Origin of the sequence: Acinetobacter sp. ATCC 27244 (genome assembly GCF_000156555.1) — a bacterium.
GTDB classification, from domain to species: Bacteria; Pseudomonadota; Gammaproteobacteria; order Pseudomonadales; family Moraxellaceae; genus Acinetobacter; species Acinetobacter haemolyticus.
The window spans coordinates 47427-69373 of the sequence record NZ_GG665953.1 but is presented as its reverse complement, the minus strand read 5'-3'; the positions used below and the strand labels follow the sequence as shown (position 1 = coordinate 69373).

General features: G+C 40.3%; 17 protein-coding genes and 1 pseudogene. 13 read left to right on the top strand and 5 right to left on the bottom strand.

The genetic code is table 11. From position 1 onward, the window contains the following. Positions 1–2 precede the first annotated feature (2 nt). Positions 3–935 (bottom strand): rhodanese-related sulfurtransferase, encoded by a 933-nt coding sequence (locus tag HMPREF0023_RS06865; RefSeq protein ID WP_004640374.1) that lies wholly within the window; start codon positions 933–935, stop codon positions 3–5. 110 nt (positions 936–1045) lie between these two features. Here HMPREF0023_RS06865 and HMPREF0023_RS06860 point away from each other — a divergent pair, with 110 nt between their 5' ends. Beyond that, the gene (locus HMPREF0023_RS06860) at positions 1046–1534 is read left to right on the top strand and encodes a DUF1289 domain-containing protein (RefSeq protein WP_005089435.1); all 489 of its coding nucleotides are present in this window, start codon (positions 1046–1048) and stop codon (positions 1532–1534) included. A 65-nt stretch (positions 1535–1599) separates the two neighbouring features. Here the strand turns inward: HMPREF0023_RS06860 and gltA are convergent, their stop codons facing one another. After that, positions 1600–2874, bottom strand: a complete 1275-nt coding sequence (gene gltA, locus HMPREF0023_RS06855; protein WP_004640370.1) for a citrate synthase — start codon at positions 2872–2874, stop codon at positions 1600–1602. Positions 2875–3776: 902 nt separating this feature from the next. On the opposite strand from gltA, the gene sdhC reads away from it, so the two are divergent. The 9 genes from sdhC (at position 3777) to sucD (ending at position 15610) form a co-directional block, all read left to right on the top strand. Next, positions 3777–4178 carry a succinate dehydrogenase, cytochrome b556 subunit gene (gene sdhC / locus HMPREF0023_RS06850; protein WP_004640364.1) on the top strand — a complete coding sequence of 134 codons (402 nt, stop codon included), beginning with the start codon at positions 3777–3779 and terminating at the stop codon, positions 4176–4178. Further along, positions 4178–4543, top strand: a complete 366-nt coding sequence (sdhD, locus tag HMPREF0023_RS06845; RefSeq protein ID WP_005083003.1) for a succinate dehydrogenase, hydrophobic membrane anchor protein — start codon at positions 4178–4180, stop codon at positions 4541–4543. The genes sdhC and sdhD overlap by 1 nt, the downstream gene beginning before the upstream one ends. 9 nt (positions 4544–4552) lie before the next feature. After that, a complete protein-coding gene (sdhA, locus tag HMPREF0023_RS06840; protein ID WP_026056325.1) occupies positions 4553–6448 on the top strand; it encodes a succinate dehydrogenase flavoprotein subunit in 1896 nt (631 codons plus the stop codon). A 14-nt stretch (positions 6449–6462) separates the two neighbouring features. Continuing rightward, positions 6463–7173 carry a succinate dehydrogenase iron-sulfur subunit gene (locus HMPREF0023_RS06835; RefSeq protein WP_005083000.1) on the top strand — a complete coding sequence of 237 codons (711 nt, stop codon included), beginning with the start codon at positions 6463–6465 and terminating at the stop codon, positions 7171–7173. A gap of 707 nt (positions 7174–7880) precedes the next feature. Then, positions 7881–10721, top strand: a complete 2841-nt coding sequence (locus HMPREF0023_RS06830) for a 2-oxoglutarate dehydrogenase E1 component (RefSeq protein ID WP_026056324.1) — start codon at positions 7881–7883, stop codon at positions 10719–10721. After that, positions 10721–11911, top strand: coding sequence for a 2-oxoglutarate dehydrogenase complex dihydrolipoyllysine-residue succinyltransferase (gene odhB, locus HMPREF0023_RS06825; protein WP_008941583.1), 1191 nt, complete (start codon positions 10721–10723; stop codon positions 11909–11911). The genes HMPREF0023_RS06830 and odhB overlap by 1 nt, the downstream gene beginning before the upstream one ends. A gap of 59 nt (positions 11912–11970) precedes the next feature. Then, on the top strand, positions 11971–13404 hold the full coding sequence (gene lpdA, locus HMPREF0023_RS06820; RefSeq protein WP_004640350.1) for a dihydrolipoyl dehydrogenase: 1434 nt from the start codon (positions 11971–11973) through the stop codon (positions 13402–13404). Positions 13405–13540: 136 nt separating this feature from the next. Next, entirely contained in the window at positions 13541–14707 is a 1167-nt protein-coding gene (gene sucC / locus HMPREF0023_RS06815) for an ADP-forming succinate--CoA ligase subunit beta (RefSeq protein WP_004640348.1), read from the top strand. A gap of 12 nt (positions 14708–14719) precedes the next feature. Further along, positions 14720–15610 (top strand): succinate--CoA ligase subunit alpha, encoded by an 891-nt coding sequence (gene sucD / locus HMPREF0023_RS06810; RefSeq protein ID WP_008941582.1) that lies wholly within the window; start codon positions 14720–14722, stop codon positions 15608–15610. A 133-nt stretch (positions 15611–15743) separates the two neighbouring features. Here sucD and HMPREF0023_RS06805 read toward each other — a convergent pair whose 3' ends face one another. The 3 genes from HMPREF0023_RS06805 to trpS form a co-directional block, all read right to left on the bottom strand. After that, entirely contained in the window at positions 15744–17456 is a 1713-nt protein-coding gene (locus HMPREF0023_RS06805; RefSeq protein WP_008941581.1) for a flotillin family protein, read from the bottom strand. A 31-nt stretch (positions 17457–17487) separates the two neighbouring features. Next, positions 17488–18132 (bottom strand): YqiJ family protein, encoded by a 645-nt coding sequence (locus HMPREF0023_RS06800; RefSeq protein WP_008941580.1) that lies wholly within the window; start codon positions 18130–18132, stop codon positions 17488–17490. A 414-nt stretch (positions 18133–18546) separates the two neighbouring features. Then, complete coding sequence (gene trpS / locus HMPREF0023_RS06795) at positions 18547–19560, bottom strand: tryptophan--tRNA ligase (protein WP_008941579.1); 1014 nt, start codon at positions 19558–19560, stop codon at positions 18547–18549. A 168-nt stretch (positions 19561–19728) separates the two neighbouring features. Between trpS and HMPREF0023_RS06790 the strand changes: the two genes are divergently transcribed. The 3 genes and pseudogenes from HMPREF0023_RS06790 to HMPREF0023_RS06780 form a co-directional block, all read left to right on the top strand. Continuing rightward, positions 19729–20646 (top strand): DUF808 domain-containing protein, encoded by a 918-nt coding sequence (locus HMPREF0023_RS06790; RefSeq protein ID WP_004640320.1) that lies wholly within the window; start codon positions 19729–19731, stop codon positions 20644–20646. 43 nt (positions 20647–20689) lie between these two features. Beyond that, positions 20690–21580 (top strand): neutral zinc metallopeptidase, encoded by an 891-nt coding sequence (locus HMPREF0023_RS06785; protein ID WP_004640318.1) that lies wholly within the window; start codon positions 20690–20692, stop codon positions 21578–21580. A gap of 128 nt (positions 21581–21708) precedes the next feature. Then, a pseudogene (locus tag HMPREF0023_RS06780) lies at positions 21709–21947 on the top strand (sodium:proton antiporter); the annotation flags it as partial.

Sequence of the window (21947 nt, the reverse complement as noted above, 5' to 3'; positions counted from 1 at the left end):
AATTATAAACGTTTACGTTTTGCCGCAGCAATTTGCGACTGGCGCATACGGAATCCTTCTTTTTGCTTCTCTGTTGTTTTATCAATACAGAAAACACAAGAGACACCATGTTCATAACTTGGCAGTGCTGCCTCTTCCTGGGTTAAAGGCCAACCGCACGCGTGACATTTGATATTCTCGCCTTCTTCAACACCGTGAGTCACTGCTGTTCGACCATCAAAGACGAAACATTCGCCTTCCCACATACTTTCTTCAGCAGGCGTTTCTTCGAGATATTTAAGAATACCGCCTTTAAGGTGATAAACCTCATTGAACCCTTCTTGTAAGAGGAGGGAGGTTGATTTCTCACAACGAATACCACCTGTACAGAACATCGCAATTTTTTTATCTTTATGTTGTTCAAGGTTTTGTTTTACGTATTCAGGAAACTCTCGGAAAGACTCAGTTTTAGGGTCAATTGCACCCTTAAATGTGCCTGCTTTATATTCATAATCATTACGTGTATCAATCAGGATGACATCATCACGGCTGATCAGCTCATTCCATTCTTTGGGGTCAAGATAATGTCCAACCAGATCGCGTGGCTTTACTTCAACGCCTAAGGTTACGATCTCTTTTTTTAGTTTAATCTTCATTTTACGGAATGGTTTATCAGAGCTGAATGACTCCTTATATTCCATTTCGGTAAAACCTTCGTTGAGTAAAAATTGGTGGACTGCATCGATCGCGGCGCGATCTCCTGCAACCGTACCGTTAATTCCTTCAGGGGCAACAATCAGAGTTCCACATAAATTGATGCTATTCACTAAGTCTAAAAGACGTTTTTGCAGATCGGCTGCATCCGCAACTTCTTTAAATTGATATAGTGCCGCAACAACCCAATTATTGGTCGCTTGCTGTTCTACAGGTGCAAGCTGTTCTACAGTAGCGTTCATGGATAACTCCAAATGTATTAAGATAGGAAAATAAAGGCGCATATTTTAGCGCGAAATTTTAAAATAAGCGAGAAAACCATAAAATAAATATGGTTTTATAGGAGTTGATTTTGAGTAATGATCGTCGAATTCCATCATTGACGCCATGTGCAGGGCGTTGCTCAACGGTATTTGGTGATCTGGTCTGTCGAGGATGTCGACGTTTTAACCACGAGGTCATTCAGTGGAATACATATACACCAGAGCAGCGTTTAGCGGTATGGAGTCGTTTGGATACGCAGCTGGATCAAATTTTAGTTCCGTTATTGCCAAACGCTAATCTTCAACATGTTGAAGGGTTTATTCAGCATAAAAGAGTTCGAGTTTTAGAATCGGCGAGTCGAGGGCGAAAGCTTTATCACGCTTTGAAAATTTGTGAGAAGAATAAGCATTTGGCTCAAGAAAGTGGGTTGGGTATTGTAGATACACAAGTCAAACCGATTTGGGATGAATTTGAGCGTCGTGTATTGGCATTGGCAAAGGCTAGTTATGAGTTGGCGTGGTTGCGTGCTGATGGCATTAGTCACAATTTAATGCGTATGCTCGAAGATGATGAATGATTTAAAATGAAACCAAAACAGAAAAGCTGCCAGTAGGCAGCTTTTCTAACATTAATTTTGGAAAATTAACGTTTGATGTCGCGTTGAGTTTCGCCAGTATAAAGCTGACGAGGGCGACCGATTTTGTAAGGTGCGCTGTGCATTTCTAACCAGTGGCTGATCCAACCAACAGTACGTGCAAGTGCAAAGATTACTGTAAACATTTCTGTTGGGATACCGATCGCTTTTAAGATGATACCTGAGTAGAAGTCTACGTTTGGATAAAGCTTGCGTTCAACGAAGTATGGGTCGCTAAGTGCAATACGCTCAAGTTCCATTGCAAGTGCAAGTTGTGGATCGTTGATACCTAACGCTTCAAGTACTTCGTCACATGTTTGTTTCATGACTTTCGCACGTGGGTCGAAGTTTTTATACACACGGTGACCGAAGCCCATGAGTTTAACTTCTTTGCGTTTTACTTTTTCCATGAATTCAGCAACATTTTCTACGCTACCGATTTCATCTAACATACGAAGTACAGCTTCGTTTGCGCCGCCGTGAGCAGGTCCCCAAAGTGCAGAAATCCCTGAAGAGATACATGCGTAAGGGTTAGCACCAGTAGAGCCAGCTAGACGTACTGTCGATGTAGATGCATTTTGCTCATGGTCTGCATGAAGTGTGAAGATGCGATCCATTGCTTTAGCAAGAACAGGATTTACTTTGTAATCACGGTCAGCAGGTGTTGCAAACATCATGTGTAAGAAGTTTTCTGCATAACCTAAATCATTACGTGGGTAAATGAATGGTTGACCTACAGTATATTTGTAGCTCCACGCAGCAAGTGTTGGGATTTTAGCGATTAAACGAATCGCAGTAATTTCACGATGGTTAACATCTTCAATGTCAAGTGCATTGTGATAGAACGCAGATAAAGCACCAACAACACCAACCATGATCGCCATAGGATGAGCATCACGACGGAAACCATTGAAGAAACGGCTGACTTGATCGTGAACCATGGTGTGGTTACGTACTTTTGCGTCAAATTCTGCTTTTTGTTCAGCAGTCGGAAGCTCGCCATTTAAAAGTAAATAACAAGTTTCTAAGTAGTCCGCTTGAGTTGCTAATTGATCAATTGGATAGCCACGGTGTAATAAAACACCTTTGTCACCATCAATGAATGTGATCTTAGATTCGCAAGCAGCTGTCGCCATAAAACCAGGATCGAAAGTAAAGTGACCTGATGCTAATACATCTTTAACGTCAATTACATCTGGGCCCAATGTGCCGCTGTAAATTGGTAATTCAATTTCTTTGCCATCAAGCTTTAATACGGCTTTTTTGCCAGTTGCTGCAGACATTCAATAGATCTCCTGTCCTGGTGAATGATTATCTGACTCGAAATCCTAATCTTGTCATGTGCGAATCAGACGGTGTCAAAATTTGCTATAAGAGTAGTGGCTACTAAAATTTTGTCAATTATACTTAGGGATAAAAATGACGTTGCTACAGCCAATGAGTCATTCTTTATCGAAGAAAAAACTGAGTAAAATCACAGCACCGGTCGAGTATAATATGTCAAATCAAGTTTTAGGTGCATAAAAAAAATGAAGCATCAGTACAATTGTAAGTAAATTTTTATTTAGGCAATGTTTTGGTGCTTATAAAATAAATACTTATGTGAATCATAATGCTTATATAACTCAAGCATTAGCATTAAATAATGGTTCAAAAATTATCTTTAAAACATATTGGGGATTGCATAATCGATTCATTATGGTGCATTTGTTTGTATAAAAAATGACTTATTCTTTTTTTTTAATCAATTTGAAAAAATAGATTATTGCTTATTTATATTTAATATCAAAATGAGGGGTATTATTTTTAACAATATTTGAAATTGATAGATTCGGTTCAATCTTAAGCTGAAAACTATGAATATTTGATGAAATAAAATAGAAAAACGTTAGCAAATAGGTGGTAATTGATAAAATTACACGTTTTTAAAAAATTATTTATAAAACAATTGGATGGTTTGTTTTTTGCTGGTATTTGTATGTTGGTGATATAATTATTTGTGTGAATGATTCTTATTTATAGCTTTTTTAGACTAAAGCGAAAGTTGATTGTTTGTATTTTGATATTTCACGTCTTATAATTCGGTGTCGTTATATAGGTTAGGCATGTGCTGTGCTTGCCTGACAATGCCAGCTTTCCTTTGAATTAATTCAAACAAACTCCAGTTGGAGTTTCTACCTACAGGATGCCCGCTGTGAAAAGCAACAGACCTGTCAATTTGTCCATGGGTCAGGTGTTAGCGGTAAATTTACGCTCACCCGTGGCTATTGCATCAATTCTACACCGTCTATCAGGTGTAATCGTTTTCTTATTAGTCGCTGTTCTTTTATGGATTTTGGATAAATCTTTATCTTCACCAGAAGGATTTGACTACGTTAAAAATGTCGTATTCGGAAATATCTTTGTACGTTTCATCGTATGGGTATTTGTAGCAGGTTTACTTTTCCACTTTATTGCAGGGATTAAACATCTTCTTGCAGACCTAGGTTTTGCCGAGGAGCTACAAAGTGGTCGTATTGCGGCTACAGTTTCGTTGATCTTATCTGTGATCAGTATTGTCGCAGCTTTTGTATGGATTATGTTCTAATGAAAAGTGCTACAGGTTTAACAGGTTCGGGTTCTCGCGATTGGTATATCCAACGTGTCAGTGCTGTGGTTTTAGCAGCATATACCGTTGTTATTTTGGGTTGGATCCTTTGTAACAGTGGCTTCGGTTATGAACAATGGGCTGGCTTTATGCTGACTTTGCCAATGAAGATTTTTTCTTTATTAGCTGTTCTATCACTTGTTGCTCACGCATGGATTGGAATGTGGCAAGTCTTTACTGACTATGTAACGACTCGTCAAATGGGGCCTTCGGCTTCAGGCTTACGCCTTGTGTTGACTTCTGCTGTCATTATTTCAGTGTTCGTGTACGCAATCTGGGGTATCCAGATTTTCTGGGCAAATTGATAGGAAGAGATCATGGCAACTACCCCTAATGAAAATTATTCAAACATCCAGACCTTATCATTCGATGCAGTCATCGTTGGTGGTGGTGGTTCTGGTATGCGTGCAGCTTACCAACTTGCTCAAGCGGGCTTGAAGGTTGCAGTATTAACCAAAGTATTCCCAACACGTTCGCATACAGTTGCTGCTCAAGGTGGTATCGGTGCGTCGTTAGGTAACATGCAAGAAGATAACTGGCACTATCACTTCTATGACACGGTAAAAGGTTCTGACTGGTTAGGTGATCAGGACGCTATCGAGTTCATGACGCGTGAAGCGCCAAAAGTTGTATATGAGCTTGAACACTTGGGTATGCCGTTTGACCGTAACGAAGATGGTACGATTTATCAACGTCCATTTGGCGGTCACTCTGCAAACTATGGTGAAAAAGCGGTTCCGCGTGCTTGTGCTGCTGCTGACCGTACTGGGCATGCATTGCTTCATACGCTTTATCAAAGCAACGTGAAAATGGGTACTCAGTTCTTCGTTGAATGGATTGCATTAGATTTAATCCGTAATGAAGAAGGTGATGTACTTGGTGTAACTGCATACGATCAAGAAACAGGTAATATTGCAGTATTCCAAGCGAAAGCTACATTATTTGCTACAGGTGGTGCGGGTCGTGTGTATCGTGCATCAACCAATGCTTATATCAATACTGGTGACGGTCTTGGTATGGCTGCGCGTGCAGGTATTCCATTGCAAGATATGGAATTCTGGCAGTTCCACCCAACAGGTGTTGCGGGCGCGGGTGTATTGTTGACAGAAGGTTGTCGTGGTGAAGGTGGTATCCTTCGTAACAAAGACGGCGAACCGTTCATGGAACGTTATGCACCAACTTTAAAAGACTTGGCTCCTCGTGATTTCGTATCACGTTCAATGGACCAAGAGATTAAAGAAGGTCGTGGTTGTGGTCCAAAAGCAGATTATATCTTATTAGATATGACGCATTTGGGTGCTGAAACGATTATGAAGCGTCTTCCATCTGTATTTGAGATTGGTAAGAAATTCGCAAACGTTGACTGTACTAAAGAACCTATCCCAGTTGTGCCAACAATCCATTATCAAATGGGTGGTATTCCAACCAATATTCATGGTCAAGTTGTTGTACCTCATGGTGTTGAAGAGGGTGAATTCTCTGCGCATTATGATAAAGACACGAAAGAATATACCTATAAAGGTACACGTGATTATGTGAAGCCTGTAAAAGGTTTCTATGCAATTGGTGAGTGTTCTTGTGTATCTGTACATGGTGCAAACCGTTTAGGTACGAACTCGTTGCTTGACCTTGTGGTATTTGGTAAAGCTGCTGGTGAACATATCATTGATTATGTAACTAAGCATCACGGTGATGACTATGCACCATTACCAAATGATGTACTAGAAAATACATTGGCGCGTGTGCGTAAATTAGATGAGTCTACATCTGGTGAAAATGCACAAGAAGTTGCTGATGCGATTCGTGATATCGTACAAGATCATGCTGGTGTATTCCGTACACAGGCATTACTTGACAAGGGTGTGAAAGAGATCCTTGCGATTGAACCACGTGTTCGCAATATTCACTTGAAAGACAAATCTAAGGTATTTAACACTGCGCGTGTAGAAGCATTAGAAGTGGAAAACTTGTATGAAGTTGCGAAAGCAACCTTGATTTCTGCTGCTGCTCGTAAAGAGTGTCGTGGTGCGCATACGGTTGTTGACTATGAGTTAGCACCTGATCACCCAACTTATTCTTACGGTCGTCGTGATGATGAGTGGATGAAGCATACATTATGGTACTCATCAGACAACCGTCTTGAATATAAGCCAGTACGTTTCAGCCCATTAACGGTTGAAGCAATTGAACCAAAACCACGTACATTCTAATCGGGAGAACAAAGATGAGTAGAGGCACTCGTACATTCGAAATCTACCGCTATGATCCTGATAAGGACAAAGCGCCGTACATGCAAACTTTTAAACTTGAGTTAACGGATAAGCATCGTATGTTGCTTGATGCGTTACTTGCGTTGAAAGTTCAAGATGAAACATTAACGTTCCGTCGTTCATGCCGTGAAGGTATTTGTGGTTCGGATGGTGTAAACATCAATGGTAAAAATGGTTTGGCTTGTTTATGGAATTTAAACGACCTACCTGAGAAAATTGTGATTCGTCCTTTGCCTGGTTTACCAGTGGTAAAAGACTTGGTTGTAGATATGAACCAGTTCTACGATCAATATAACAAAATTCAGCCATTCTTGATTAACAACCAGCCAGCTCCGCCAAAAGAGCGTCTACAGTCTCAAGAAGAGCGTGAGCACTTAGATGGTTTGTATGAATGTATTCTTTGTGCATGTTGTTCAACGTCTTGTCCATCATTCTGGTGGAACCCTGATAAGTTCCTTGGACCATCAGCGTTGTTAAATGCATATCGCTTTATTATTGATTCTCGCGATACAGCAACTCAAGAACGTTTGGCTCGTTTAGATGATCCATTCTCTTTGTTCCGTTGTAAGGGAATCATGAACTGTGTATCTGTATGTCCTAAAGGTCTGAACCCGACAAAGGCAATTGGTCACATTCGTAATATGTTGTTGGATCAAGCGGGATAATTCGTTTTTCCAACAAAAAAAGGAGGCTTTGTATTGGCCTCCTTTTTCTATTTAAAGACACTTTTGGTAAGAGCTATTGTTGTATGAGAGTGAAAATATCAATTATTGGTTTTGCTGTTAAATCAAATTGATTAAATGAATAAGTTTGTTGCTGCTGTATTTTTGATCGCTGTGCGTGAAGTTTGTGCAAGAATTGTAGCGATTGTTAAACTTTGGTCGATAAAAGCGCAACTTTCATAAAAAGGGCGGTATATTAGAGCATAATTTGTTGTATGTATTTCGCTGCTTTATAGATGGTATGTGTCAAAAAAATCAATCCGAGCTTGATAACATGTTAGCATTTCTGCCACAGCTAAAAACCCAAAATGAGCGTATCCTTGTTATAGGAGAAATTGCATCATTTAAATATTAAAATTTTGCAGCTGAAAAGTTATTTTAGAAAAGTTAAAAAATTATTTAATTTTTCTAAAATGATTTGCAAAAAATTGCTCGATTCTATCGAGTATAAGAATGAGTTATGTGCCTTGCGTTCAGAGGTGCATAGCTCATTTATTACATCAAAGGATTACTCCTGATGTGTAGTAATGATGACCTGAGGTCGAAAGACCTTGGGCGGTAGTGTCTTGTTACCAATTTGACATTATGAATCATGGGTATGCTTAAAAGGCAGCCCGAATTATTTTTTGCAATAGGAAATGGGTCCAAAAATGCAAGAAGTTGCTGACGCGCTGCGTCTTGACACTGAACTTTCTGCTGATAGTGCAGCTTATATTGAAGATCTTTACGAGCTGTACCTATCATCGCCAACCTTGGTTTCTGAGGACTGGCGTGAATACTTCGACAAATACCCTAAAGGTGATCAACCACACGGTAATGTACGCGAACAGTTCCTTTTGTTAGGACGCAATGCGAATCGGGTACAACCAATGGTACAGAGTACCGTGAGTACTGAGCATGAGCGTCGTCAAATTGGTGTTTTACAACTCATCGCTGCGTATCGTAACCGTGGTCATCAAAAAGCTAAACTCGATCCATTAGGTCTTGCGAAACGTGAAAACGTTCCTGACCTCGATTTATCAGCTCACGGTTTAACCAAATCAGACCTAGATACAGTATTCAATACTGGTAATCTCGCAATTGGCAAAGCAGAAGCAACATTGTCTGAAATGATTGAGGCAATGGAAGCGATTTACTGCAGTTCAATTGGTGCAGAATATATGCATATCGTTGACACGAAAGAAAAGCGTTGGATTCAACAACGTTTAGAAAGCGTGCGCGGTAAATTTAATTTCACCAATGATCAGAAAAAAGGCTTCTTAGAGCGTTTAACTGCTGCGGAAGGTCTAGAAAAGTATCTTGGTAACAAATTCGTTGGTGCGAAGCGTTTTGGCGTAGAGGGCGGTGAGTCTTTTATTCCAATGATGAACGAAATCATTCAACGCGCGGGTAGTGTTGGTTGTAAAGAAGTTGTGATTGGTATGCCACACCGTGGTCGTCTCAACCTTCTTGTCAACATCATGGGTAAAAACCCGGCTGACTTATTTGGTGAGTTTGAAGGGAAGAGCCTGCATAAAAAAGGTTCTGGTGATGTGAAGTATCACCAAGGTTTCTCTTCGAATGTCATGACACCAGGTGGTGAAGTTCACTTAGCACTTGCATTTAACCCATCACACTTGGAAATCGTTGGTCCGGTGGTTGAAGGTTCTGTACGTGCGCGTCAAGTACGTCGTAAAGACATTGGTGGTGATGATGTACTTCCTGTGATTGTTCACGGTGATGCGGCATTCGCAGGTCAAGGTGTTAACCAAGAAACCTTCCAAATGTCACAGACACGTGGCTATACAGTCGGTGGTACGGTTCATATCGTGATCAACAACCAAGTTGGTTTTACTACATCTGATCCACGTGATACACGTTCGACGGAGTATTGTACTGACGTTGCTAAAATGATTCAGGCTCCGATTTTCCATGTGAATGGTGATGATCCTGAAGCTGTTATTTTTGCTACGCAACTTGCACATGATTTCCGTCATGAATTCCGCAAAGATGTGATTTTAGACTTGTTCTGCTACCGTCGTCGTGGTCACAATGAAGCCGATGAACCATCTGCCACACAGCCATTGATGTATCAAGTCATCAATAAAAAAGCAACGACACGTACGCTGTATGCAGATAAATTGGTGCAAGAAAAAATCCTTGATCGTGCAAGTGCGGATCAAATGATTGAAGATTATCGTTCTGACCTAGAAGCGGGTAATCATGTTGCAAATGCATTGGTACGCCAACCGAACAAACATATGTTCGTTGACTGGTCGCCTTATTTGGGTCACGACTATACCGATGTTTGGGACACAAGATTCAATATTGATCGTTTGAAAGAACTCGGTAAAACGATGAATACATTGCCTGAAGGCTTTGTGTTACAGCGTCAAGTTCAGAAAGTGATTGATGATCGCGTTAAAATGCAAACTGGTGAAATGCCACTCAACTGGGGTGCGGCTGAAACTTTAGCTTATGCAACTTTACTTGATGATGGTTTCTTAGTTCGTATTACAGGTGAAGACGTTGGGCGTGGTACATTCTCTCACCGTCACGCTAAGTTACATAACCAAGTGGATGGATCTGTTTACATTCCACTGTGTCACATTAAAGAAAATCAACCACGTGTTGCGGTTTATGACTCTTTATTGTCAGAAGAAGCTGTACTTGCTTTTGAATATGGCTATGCCACAACTTTGCCAAAAAGTTTAATTGTTTGGGAAGCGCAATTTGGTGACTTCGCAAACTGTGCACAAGTTGTAATTGACCAATTCATCGCTTCTGGTGAAACCAAGTGGGAGCGTGTATGTGGTTTAACGATGTTGTTACCACATGGTTATGAAGGTCAAGGTCCAGAGCATTCATCTGCGCGTTTAGAGCGTTTCTTGCAGCTTTGTGCAGAAGACAATATGCAAGTGATTACACCAACAACACCAGCACAAATTTTCCATGCGTTACGTCGTCAGGCTGTTCGTCCAATTCGCAAGCCGATGATCGTAATGTCACCGAAATCTTTATTACGTCACAAACTTGCTGTTTCGTCATTAGATGAATTGGCAAACGGTTCATTCCAAACTGTGATCGATGAAGTGGATCAAATCAACAAAGCTGATGTCACTCGTTTAGTGCTTTGTGGTGGTAAGGTTTATTACGATTTACTCGAAAAGCGTCGTGAGCTTGGTTTAAACCATATTGCGCTTGTTCGTATCGAGCAATTGTATCCTTATCCAGAACAGCGCTTAGCTGAAGTGATGGCTCAGTATCCAAACATCGAAGAACTTGTTTGGGCACAAGAAGAACCGAAGAACCAAGGCGCTTGGTTATTCATCGTTCCTCGTTTGTATGAAGACGTTCTTAAATCTGGTAAACAAATTCGTATTAGCTATGCTGGTCGTGAAGCATCTGCCGCACCTGCTTGTGGCTCGCCTTACCTGCATGCAAAACAACAAGCTCAGCTTATCAACGACGCACTTGCGATTGAAGTTGAACAATCAGGAGATTCTAAATAATGGCAACCGAAATTAAAGCACCGGTATTTCCAGAGTCAGTTGCTGACGGTACGATCGCAACTTGGCACAAGAAAGTAGGTGAACCTGTATCACGTGATGAAGTGATCTGTGACATTGAAACCGATAAAGTTGTTTTAGAAGTGGTTGCTCCAGCTGATGGTAGCTTAGTTGCAATCGTTAAAGATGAAGGTGATACCGTTCTTTCTGACGAAGTTATCGCTCAATTCGAAGCTGGTGCTGTTTCTGCAGCTGCTCCTGAAGCTGCGGCACCAGCAGAAGCGGCACCTGCTGCATCTGCTCCAGCTGCGGCTGCGTCAACTCAACCAGTTGATCAAAACCAAGCACCTGCAGTTCGTAAAGCGTTATCTGAAACAGGTATCAATGCTGCTGATGTACAAGGTACTGGCCGTGGTGGTCGCATCACTAAAGAAGATGTTGCAAACCACAAACCAGCTGCATCAGTTCAACCATTAAGCGTTGCTGTAGGCGAGCGCATCGAGAAACGTGTTCCAATGACTCGTTTACGTAAGCGTGTTGCTGAACGTTTATTGGCTGCGACACAACAAACTGCAATGTTAACCACGTTCAACGAAGTTAACATGAAGCCAATCATGGAAATGCGTAAGCAATATAAAGATGCTTTCGAAAAACGTCATGGTGCTCGTTTAGGCTTTATGTCTTTCTTTGTTAAAGCAGCAACTGAAGCGTTAAAGCGTTACCCAGCTGTAAACGCATCAATTGATGGTGATGATATCGTTTATCACGGTTTCTATGACATCGGTGTTGCTGTATCAAGTGACCGTGGTCTAGTTGTGCCTATCCTTCGTGATACTGATCGTATGAACTATGCTGAAGTTGAAAGCGGTATCGCTGCTTATGCTGGCAAAGCACGTGAAGGTAAATTATCGATTGAAGAAATGACAGGTGGTACGTTCACAATTACTAATGGTGGTACGTTCGGTTCATTGCTTTCAACACCGATTTTAAACCAGCCACAAACTGCGATTTTGGGTATGCATAAAATCCAAGAACGTCCAATGGCAGTGAATGGTCAAGTTGAAATCTTGCCAATGATGTACTTAGCGCTTTCTTATGACCACCGTTTAATCGATGGTAAAGAAGCCGTTGGTTTCTTGGTAACAATCAAAGAATTGTTAGAAGAGCCAGCTAAACTCATTCTTGATCTTTAATACTACAAATATTGCCTCCCATATAAAGTGATCCTTTATATGGGATTCTGGAGATAAAAATGTCTCAACAGTTTGATCTTGTTGTTATTGGCGGTGGACCTGGTGGTTATGAAGCGGCGATTCGTGCAGCTCAACTTGGCTTCAAAGTCGCTTGTATTGAAAAACGTATTCACAACGGTAAGCCATCTTTAGGTGGTACCTGCTTAAACGTGGGTTGTATCCCTTCTAAAGCATTACTTGACTCTTCTCATCGTTATGAAGCTACTGTTCACGAACTTGCTGAACACGGTATTACGACTGGTGAAGTTAAATTTGATTTAGATACTTTGTTAGCGCGTAAAGACAAAGTTGTTGAACAATTAACTGGTGGTGTTGCTCAGTTACTTAAAGGTAATGGTATCGAGTGGTTACAAGGTACAGGTAAATTACTTGCAGGTAAAAAAGTAGAATTCACACCATTTGAAGGTGATGTACAAGTTTTAGAACCGAAATACGTCATTCTTGCGACGGGTTCTGTACCTGTAAACATTCCTGTTGCTCCTGTAGATGAAGATTTAATTGTTGATTCTACTGGCGCATTGAAATTCCCAGAAGTTCCTAAGCGTCTTGGTGTCATCGGTGCAGGTGTTATCGGTCTTGAGCTTGGTTCCGTATGGCGTCGTCTTGGTTCTGAAGTTGTTGTGTTTGAAGCATTAGATGCATTCTTACCAATGGCTGATAAAGCATTGGCGAAGGAATATCAAAAAATCTTGAAAAAACAAGGTTTAGATATTCGTATCGGTGCAAAAGTTTCTGGTGCTGAAACCAATGGTCGCGAAGTAACGGTTAAATATAACCAAGCTGGCGAAGACAAAGAACAAGTTTTTGACAAGTTAATCGTATGTGTAGGCCGTAAAGCATATGCAGAAGGTTTATTGGCAGAAGATTCTGGCATTAAACTCACTGAACGCGGTTTAGTTGATGTGAATGATCAGTGCCAAACATCTGTTGAAGGTGTTTATGCAATTGGTGATTTAGTTCGTGGTCCAATGCTTGCACATAAAGCAATGGAAGAGGGCGTAATGGCTGTTGAGCGTATTCACGGTCATGCTGCTCAAGTGAACTATGACACAATCATCAGCGTTATTTATACGCATCCAGAAGCAGCTTGGGTTGGTTTAACCGAAGAGCAAGCGAAAGAAAAAGGTCACGAAGTTAAAGCAGGTCAATTCCCATTTGCTGTGAACGGACGCGCATTGGCTGCAGGTGATACTGCTGGTTTTGTTAAGTTTGTTGCAGACGCAAAAACTGATCGTCTATTAGGTATGCACGTTGTTGGTCCAAATGCGTCTGACATCGTACACCAAGGTATGATCGCACTTGAATTTGTATCTTCAGTTGAAGATTTGCAATTGATGACTTTTGGTCACCCAACATTCTCTGAAGTTGTACATGAAGCGGCGCTTTCTGTTGATGGTCGTGCAATCCACGCAATTCAACGCAAGCGTAAATAAACAAAAAGTGTGGCTTGCCACACTTTTTTAAATGATGATGATGGTCTTATTTAGACTTTCATTTACTCAATATGTAGCAGCCCAGCTCTAAAAACAACTGGGCTGTATCACACCAAACAACATAGTAGGTAACTAAATGAACTTACATGAGTATCAAGCTAAAGCGTTATTGAAAGAATACGGAATGCCAGTACAAGAAGGTATCTTGGCAACCAATGCAGACGAAGCAGTTGCTGCATTTGAACAGCTTGGTGGTAAATTCGCTGTAATGAAAGCACAAGTTCATGCGGGCGGTCGTGGTAAGGCTGGCGGTGTTAAAGTTGCAAAATCTAAAGAAGATGTTATCGAATTCGCGAACAACATCATTGGTACTCGTCTTGTAACGTATCAAACAGATGCAAATGGTCAACCTGTTAACAGCATTATCGTTGCTGAAGACGTCTACCCAGTTGAGCGTGAACTTTACTTAGGCGCGGTTGTAGACCGTTCTAGCCGTCGTATTACTTTCATGGCTTCTACCGAAGGTGGTGTAGAAATCGAGAAAGTTGCAGAAGAAACTCCTGAAAAAATTATTAAAGTTGAAGTTGATCCATTAGTTGGCTTACAACCATTCCAAGCGCGTGAAGTTGCGTTTGCTTTGGGTTTGAAAGACAAGCAAGTGAGCCAATTTGTAAAAATTATGGGCGCAGCTTACCAAGCATTTGTAGAAAATGACTTTGCATTATTTGAAATTAACCCACTTTCAGTTCGTGAAAATGGCGATATTTTATGTGTAGACGCGAAAGTAGGTATCGACTCTAACGCGCTTTACCGTTTACCTAAAGTTGCTGCTTTACGTGATAAGTCTCAAGAGAATGAGCGTGAATTAAAAGCATCTGAATTTGATCTTAACTATGTTGCTTTAGAAGGTAACATCGGTTGTATGGTGAACGGTGCTGGTCTTGCAATGGCAACTATGGACATCATTAAACTTTATGGTGGTCAGCCTGCAAACTTCCTTGACGTTGGTGGCGGCGCAACTAAAGAGCGCGTAATCGAAGCGTTCAAAATCATCCTTGCTGATACTTCTGTACAAGGTGTTTTAATCAACATCTTCGGTGGTATCGTACGTTGTGACATGATTGCTGAAGCAATTATTGCAGCGGTTCAAGAAGTAAACGTAACTGTACCAGTTGTTGTTCGTTTAGAAGGTAACAACGCTGAGTTGGGTGCGAAATTACTTGATGAATCTGGTTTGAAATTAATTTCTGCGAACGGTTTATCTGATGCCGCAGAAAAAGTTGTAGCTGCAGTTAAAGCGTAAGGAGTATCAATCATGAGCGTATTAATTAATAAAGACACTAAAGTATTGGTACAAGGTTTTACTGGTAAAAACGGTACTTTCCACTCTGCACAAGCTTTAGACTACGGTACAAAAGTTGTTGGTGGTGTTACTCCAGGTAAAGGTGGTACAACTCACCTTGACCTACCTGTATTCAACACAATGAAAGAAGCGGTTCGTGAAACTCAAGCTGATGCTTCTGTTATCTATGTACCAGCTCCATTCGTTTTAGACTCAATTGTTGAAGCAGTTGATTCAGGTGTTGGCCTAATCGTTGTGATCACTGAAGGTGTGCCAACAATCGACATGCTTAAAGCTAAACGCTACTTAGAAACTAACGGTAACGGTACTCGTTTAGTTGGTCCTAACTGCCCAGGCGTGATCACTCCAGGTGAATGTAAGATCGGTATTATGCCGGGTCACATCCACCAACCAGGTCGTATTGGTATCATTTCACGTTCAGGTACATTGACTTATGAAGCTGTTGCTCAAACAACTAAGCTTGGTTTAGGTCAGTCTACTTGTATCGGTATTGGTGGTGACCCAATCCCAGGTATGAACCAAATCGAAGCGCTTCAATTGTTCCAAGACGATCCAGATACTGATGCAATCATCATGATCGGTGAGATCGGTGGTACAGCAGAAGAAGAAGCTGCTGAATTCATCAAATCTAACGTGAGTAAGCCTGTAGTCGGTTACATCGCTGGTGTAACGGCACCTAAAGGAAAGCGTATGGGTCACGCGGGTGCGATCATTTCTGGTGGTCAAGGTACTGCTGAAGAGAAATTCGCTGCATTTGAACGTGCGGGAATGGCTTACACTCGTAGCCCAGCTGAGCTTGGTTCAACAATGATGCAAGTATTGAAAGAGAAAGGTTTAGCGTAATTCGTTAGACTTTAATCTGAGAAAACCCCAATGGAGACATTGGGGTTTTTTTATTGGTCAAATTTTTGATAGTGTACTTTGATTCTCATAAAAAAAGAGCCTTAAAACTAAGACTCTTTAGTAGATAAAATGCTTATTCAGATTTTGGTTTCAACCCTTGAGTTAAACCATTGATATCGCCACCTTGAAGACCTAATTCATTCATTAAGCTATCAATAAGTGGAGCTTGTGAACGATAGCGTAGGGCACTATTCACCACCTGATCAGATAATGAAGCTGTTGTGCCGTGTTCTGCATTATCACCTGACACAGCAGAACCACCAGCAAAACCATTTAAACCATTAACCTGTAAAATCTTGATATCATCAATATTTTCCATTGGTTTAACACTTTCACGAATAATATCTGGTAAATGTTTGAGTAATGCTAAGCGCACTTGCATTTCCACTTGCTCAGCAGAAAGAGTATTGGCAGCTTCATTGACTGCACGAGCACCTTCCGCATCAACTTGATATTGTTTCTCTAAAGCTTGAGCAAGCAATATTTTAGCATCTGCTTCACCTTTCGCTTTTAAGCGGATCTTTTCAGCATCTGCTTCAGCAGCAATACGTACAGCTTCAGCTTCATCTGCCGCAGCCTTTTTACCCGCATCGGCTGCTACCGTAATCGCAATTGCATCTTTTTCTGCTGTTTGTTTTGCTGCAACCAACTCGACGGCTTTTTGACGTTCCGCGCGCTGGGTTTCACGTACAGTCACAACTTCTTCTTCAGCTTTTACTGCTTCAGCACGTGCTTTATCTGCTTGCGCTTTTGCTTCAGATTCAGCACGTGACTTTTCTGCAATCGCGATTGCTCGATCTTGTTCCGCAAGCTCAATGGTTTTCTTTTGCTCAACCTGTGCCTTTTCAATCAATTGTGATTTTTGAATATTTTCATTCTCGACATCACGGGCAGCAGCAATTCTTTTCAACTCAACTTCACGTTCTGCAGCAATACGAGCTTCTTCAGCTTCACGTTTTTTACCAGCTTCTTGTGACGCGATCTCAGCCAGTTGTTCAGCTCTACGAATCGAAATCTCACGTTCTTGTTGCAGTTTTGCGTATTCTTCTTCGCGAGAAATTTCTAATCTTCTACGTTCAGCTTCTAAGTCTTTCGCACGAATGGCAAGATCAGTATCTTGTTCGATGTCATTACGCTTCTTACGACGATCTTCGATGGTTTCTGTAAGTTTGGTTAAACCCTCAGCATCGAAAGCATTTTGTGGGTTGAAAAATTTAAAACTTGTTTGATCTAGGCCTGTTAAGGATACAGTTTCAAGCTCTAAACCATTTTTCGATAGGTCCTCAGAAACCACTTGTTGGACTTTTTGCACAAAATCGACACGTTTCTCGTGTAATTCTTCCATTGCCATTTCAGCCGCAACAGCACGAAGTGAATCGACAAATTTACCTTCGACCAAATCTTTTAGCTCTGGAGGAGACATGGTTTTTCGTCCTAACGTTTGTGCTGCTGTAGCAATAGAGTCTGCAACAGGTTTTACACGAACATAGAACTCAGCCATCACATCAACACGCATACGATCACGGGTGATAAGTGCTTGATCTGCAGCACGTTTAACTTCTAAACGTAGTGTATTCATATTGACTGGAATGATTTCGTGTAATACAGGTAGAACAATTGCACCGCCATTCAAGATTACTTTTTCACCGCCCCATCCTGTACGAACAAAAGATACTTCTTTGCTTGAGCGTGTATATAATCTTGCGATTACAACACCAATAAAGATCAGTATGGCAAAAATAATGCCTGTAATAATTAAAATTTCAGTCAATGCTGAAGTAAGCATTTAAATACCCTCTATGTAAACACTATAAAAATTATGTGGAAATGGCTTGAAAGCCAATTTTGGTTTTTTGCGTCAAAATCACGTCTTGGCCTTGATAAAAGATAGTATCAATTTCTGGCTCAACTAAAACATAATGTGTTTGACCAAACTGATCTTTAACTTTGGCTTGTGCAGGAGAGTTGGGTTTGGCTTCACCCAATATGATATGTGCTGTAAGTCCAATCAATTCGTCACTGTAGATGGCTGTTGTTTCGTCTTTAGGAATAATCTTGGCGATAAATTGGGCGCTAAAGCGCACAATCGGCATACACAGAAATAGGCTTGCTGGCGCAATTAACCATGCCGAAAAATAGTGTTCAGTGAGATGGAAGAAAATATTCTGAAGAATCAGACCTGTTAATCCATAAGCAGTTAAGAAAATAATTAACCAAATGAGCAGGGGAACTTTCCCCAAATATAGCCATTCAAGAAATTGAATGAAGAAATTGTTTGACGGCTCAATTGAAATATCAGCTTGATTTACATCCGATAAGCCATCAGGAAGAAATTGTTCAAAAAAACTAGAACTGCCACCAAGTAATAATAAAATTAGTTCAAGTACGCCAATAAATAAGCATAGCAGTAAAGCAATACTAAACGTAAAGTTAGAGGGGTGTGTGAGCAGGTCTAGAATCATTGAGATTACTCTTATTTCTTTTTGAAATAATTAATAAATTTTTATATAAATAAAACAATTATAAGAATAAATCTAAGCTAACTGAATTTCAACTCATATTCATAATATTATGAGATGCAAAAAAAACGCAATGATTGGGGTGATCATTGCGTTGAACAACGAATCTGTTTAAAACAGTTTCGGTTGAAAGGAGAAATGTCATGAGATTAGTGTTTGCTAATCTACATCGCTATATTATTTAAAAACCTGACCAAGTTCATAGGTATTCATGTTAATTACTGTTAATAGATGTTAATAAGTGACAAAAAGTGTTAGTTTGTGATTCTTTATAAGAGTTCTGAAATTGAACTTAAATCAAGTGTTTATAGAAAAAAAGCCCATAAAGTGGGCTTTTCTTGTGAAATATAACTTGATTTAGAATCTAAATAATCCTAAGCCAGCTTTGACTTCATCTAAAGTTTGCTGAGTGATATCTCGACATTTTTCCGTACCTTGCTTAAGAATATCCATGATGTAATCTGGATCTTTTTCAAGTTCAGCACGACGTTCACGAATTGGCGCGATCAATTCTTGTAAAATACCTTCTAAGCGTTTTTTCACTGCTCCATCGCCTAAACCACCACGACGATAGTGTGCTTTTAATTCTTCAACTTCTTCTTTATTTGGATCAAAAGCATCAAGGTAGGTAAATACAATATTACCTTCTACTTGACCTGGATCTTCAATACGTAAATGATTCGGATCCGTATACATTGCATTTACAGCTTTCTTAATGTCTTTATCAGAAGCATTTAATACAATGGTATTACCCAATGATTTTGACATTTTCGCTTTGCCATCAAAACCTGGTAAACGAGCCATGTTTGACAGGAGCGCTTTACACTCAGGTAATAAGTCATGACCAATTTGACGATTAATACGGCGTACGACCTCATTGGTTTGTTCAATCATTGGCAGTTGATCTTCACCAACTGGAACAACAGTTGCCTTAAATGCAGTAATGTCTGCAGCCTGTGCGATTGGGTAACACAAGAAACCTGCTGGGATATCTCGTTCGAAATTACGTAATTGGATTTCAGCTTTTACAGTTGGATTGCGCTCTAAACGTGCCACTGTGACATAGTTAAGATAGATCATGGTCAGCTCATTGAGCGCTGGCAAGCATGATTGTACACAAATAGTAGTTTTGGTTGGGTCGATTCCAACTGCTAAATAGTCTAGGGCGACTTGCAAAATATTATTGCGAACCTTGTCTGGATTGTCGGCATTATCTGTAAGCGCTTGAGCATCAGCCAATAGAAGGTGTTGGTGATGACTGTCTTGTAAACCTACACGAGAGCGTAATGAACCGACAAAATGTCCGAGGTGAAGTTGGCCAGTAGGGCGGTCGCCTGTCAAAATAATTGGGCGATGATCAGCATTACTCATGTTATGTTCCAAGATTTAGTGATTTCATCAATATAAGATTGGCATTATTGTACGGGAAATAAAAAATTTTCGTCAGCGATTGCTTTAACTTTTTTCTCAAAAAATATTCTTGTGAATCATTAAAGCAATTCTACAATACGATAGATAAATACAAATTAGGACAAGAATATGGCAAGTGGTTTGTTAATGTTGCTCGATGACATTGCTACTGTATTAGATGATGTGGCAGTAATGAGTAAAATGGCAGCGAAAAAAACGGCAGGTGTGTTAGGCGATGATTTAGCTTTGAATGCGCAGCAAGTCAGTGGTGTACGTTCGGAGCGAGAGTTGCCCGTAGTTTGGAGTGTTGCCAAAGGATCATTTGTTAATAAATTAATTCTCGTTCCTTTAGCACTTTTGATCAGTGTTATTGCACCTTGGTTAATTAACCCTTTACTCATGGTGGGTGGTTTATTCCTCTGTTATGAGGGTGTCGAGAAAGTTGTGCATTTGCTGCATCATAAAAAAGCTCAAACACCTGAAGCAGCAGCTGAAAATCTGAAAGAAATAGAGGTGGATTTAGTTAAGTTTGAAAAAGAAAAAATAAAAGGGGCAATACGTACAGACTTTATTTTATCCGCTGAAATTGTGGTGATTTCGTTAGGTACTGTTGCAACAGCGGCATTTATGACTAAAGTTACAGTATTAAGCCTGATTGCTCTTGTTATGACGGTTGGCGTGTATGGCTTAGTTGCAATGATCGTTAAAATTGATGATCTTGGTTTATATTTGACTCAACAAACTTCCGAATTAAAAAATAAAATTGGTCGTGGTTTGCTTGGTTTTGCTCCCATTCTGATGAAAACACTTTCAATAGTTGGGACGGTTGCGATGTTTTTGGTTGGTGGCGGTATTATCACGCATACAATACCACTATTACATCATTTTACTGAAGAAACAGTTGATCATTTGGAGCTTATACCGAGTTTTGGTTCGATTATAGGGGCTTTAACACCAACCTTAATTAATCTAGGTGTGGGTTTGCTTGCTGGAGCTATTGTATTGATCATTATAAACCTTATTCAAAAATTACGTTCAAAAGCATAAGCCTGAAGTCTAAGCCGTCATCATTAAAAATTGTGAGGTCGTTATGCGTTGGAAAGGTCGTCGTGTTAGTACCAATCTTGAGGATCGTCGTGGTGGTGGGGCAAAGGCAGGTGGCATTAGTATATTGGGATTAATTGTAGCTTTCGTTGCATGGAAGTTTTTTGGGGTTGATCCTCAACAAGCTTATCAAGCAACTCAAGCTGTAACGAATTCACAATCTTCTCAACAGACTTCAGCACCACAAAATTTAACTGCGGATCAGAAAGAGGCGAGTGATTTTGTTGGAACTATACTCGCAGATACAGAAGATACGTGGGCACCTATTTTTCAGCAACTTGGAATGACATATCAGCCACCACGACTGGTGTTATTTAGTGGTGTGGTGAGATCTGGCTGTGGAACTGCTCAAGCTGCAATGGGACCATTTTATTGCCCAGCAGATCAAAAAGTATATATCGATACTTCTTTCTTTAGAGATATGCGCCAGCAGATGGGTATTTCTGGTGAACAAAATCAAACTGAGCTTTCTCGCAAAGATCAAGCTGGCGACTTTGCTCAAGCTTATGTGATTGCACATGAGGTGGGGCATCATATACAGAATTTACTGGGTATTTCTGGGCAAGTACAGCAAGCACGTGCGCAAGCTGGCCAAACACAGGGCAATCAACTTTCTGTTCGTTTAGAGTTGCAAGCTGACTGCTTTGCGGGAATATGGGCGAATAAAAATCATCAACGTACCCAATTTTTAGAACAAGGTGATATTGAAGAGGCCATGGATGCTGCTAAAAAAATCGGTGATGATTATTTACAGCGTCGAGCAACAGGGCAAGTTGTACCAGACAGTTTTACTCATGGTACCAGTGAACAGCGTATGCATTGGTTTCAAGTGGGATTAAAATCAGGTGATATTAATCAATGTAATACCTTCGCATAGGTTAAAATGGTTGGTTGATTATTCCATTAAATAGAGTTGAGATTTTAACGAAAATACAATATTTTTTTATATTTCATTTTTTAGCTGAAGCACTATGTTTTTTATACTCAAAAAAATAAAGAGGTTGTATGGGTAACTACTTTCTTTTACAAGCATTAACGGTCATTTTTGCATTATCCATTGCAACCACGATTTTCAATAAGCGAATATTGGGTTTCCCACAAGCGATTGGTGTGCCAATAGTATCTGCAGTTTTAGTCTTTATCTTGCAGTGGGGAGCAAGCTTACTGCATGGTAATCAGTTCATTACGATTAATATTCAAAATATTGAATCGGCAGTGCGTGATATTGATTTTTATGATTTTCT

Bases quoted from the DNA above. Each gene is read 5' to 3' on its own strand.
- HMPREF0023_RS06865 (WP_004640374.1), bottom strand. From the start codon at position 935: ATGAACGCTACTGTAGAACAGCTTGCACCTGTAGAACAGCAAGCGACC.
- gltA (WP_004640370.1), bottom strand. From the start codon at position 2,874: ATGTCTGCAGCAACTGGCAAAAAAGCCGTATTAAAGCTTGATGGCAAA.
- sdhC (WP_004640364.1), top strand. From the start codon at position 3,777: ATGCCCGCTGTGAAAAGCAACAGACCTGTCAATTTGTCCATGGGTCAG.
- sdhD (WP_005083003.1), top strand. From the start codon at position 4,178: ATGAAAAGTGCTACAGGTTTAACAGGTTCGGGTTCTCGCGATTGGTAT.
- HMPREF0023_RS06835 (WP_005083000.1), top strand. From the start codon at position 6,463: ATGAGTAGAGGCACTCGTACATTCGAAATCTACCGCTATGATCCTGAT.
- HMPREF0023_RS06830 (WP_026056324.1), top strand. From the start codon at position 7,881: ATGCAAGAAGTTGCTGACGCGCTGCGTCTTGACACTGAACTTTCTGCT.
- odhB (WP_008941583.1), top strand. From the start codon at position 10,721: ATGGCAACCGAAATTAAAGCACCGGTATTTCCAGAGTCAGTTGCTGAC.
- lpdA (WP_004640350.1), top strand. From the start codon at position 11,971: ATGTCTCAACAGTTTGATCTTGTTGTTATTGGCGGTGGACCTGGTGGT.
- sucC (WP_004640348.1), top strand. From the start codon at position 13,541: ATGAACTTACATGAGTATCAAGCTAAAGCGTTATTGAAAGAATACGGA.
- sucD (WP_008941582.1), top strand. From the start codon at position 14,720: ATGAGCGTATTAATTAATAAAGACACTAAAGTATTGGTACAAGGTTTT.
- HMPREF0023_RS06805 (WP_008941581.1), bottom strand. From the start codon at position 17,456: ATGCTTACTTCAGCATTGACTGAAATTTTAATTATTACAGGCATTATT.
- HMPREF0023_RS06800 (WP_008941580.1), bottom strand. From the start codon at position 18,132: ATGATTCTAGACCTGCTCACACACCCCTCTAACTTTACGTTTAGTATT.
- trpS (WP_008941579.1), bottom strand. From the start codon at position 19,560: ATGAGTAATGCTGATCATCGCCCAATTATTTTGACAGGCGACCGCCCT.
- HMPREF0023_RS06790 (WP_004640320.1), top strand. From the start codon at position 19,729: ATGGCAAGTGGTTTGTTAATGTTGCTCGATGACATTGCTACTGTATTA.
- HMPREF0023_RS06785 (WP_004640318.1), top strand. From the start codon at position 20,690: ATGCGTTGGAAAGGTCGTCGTGTTAGTACCAATCTTGAGGATCGTCGT.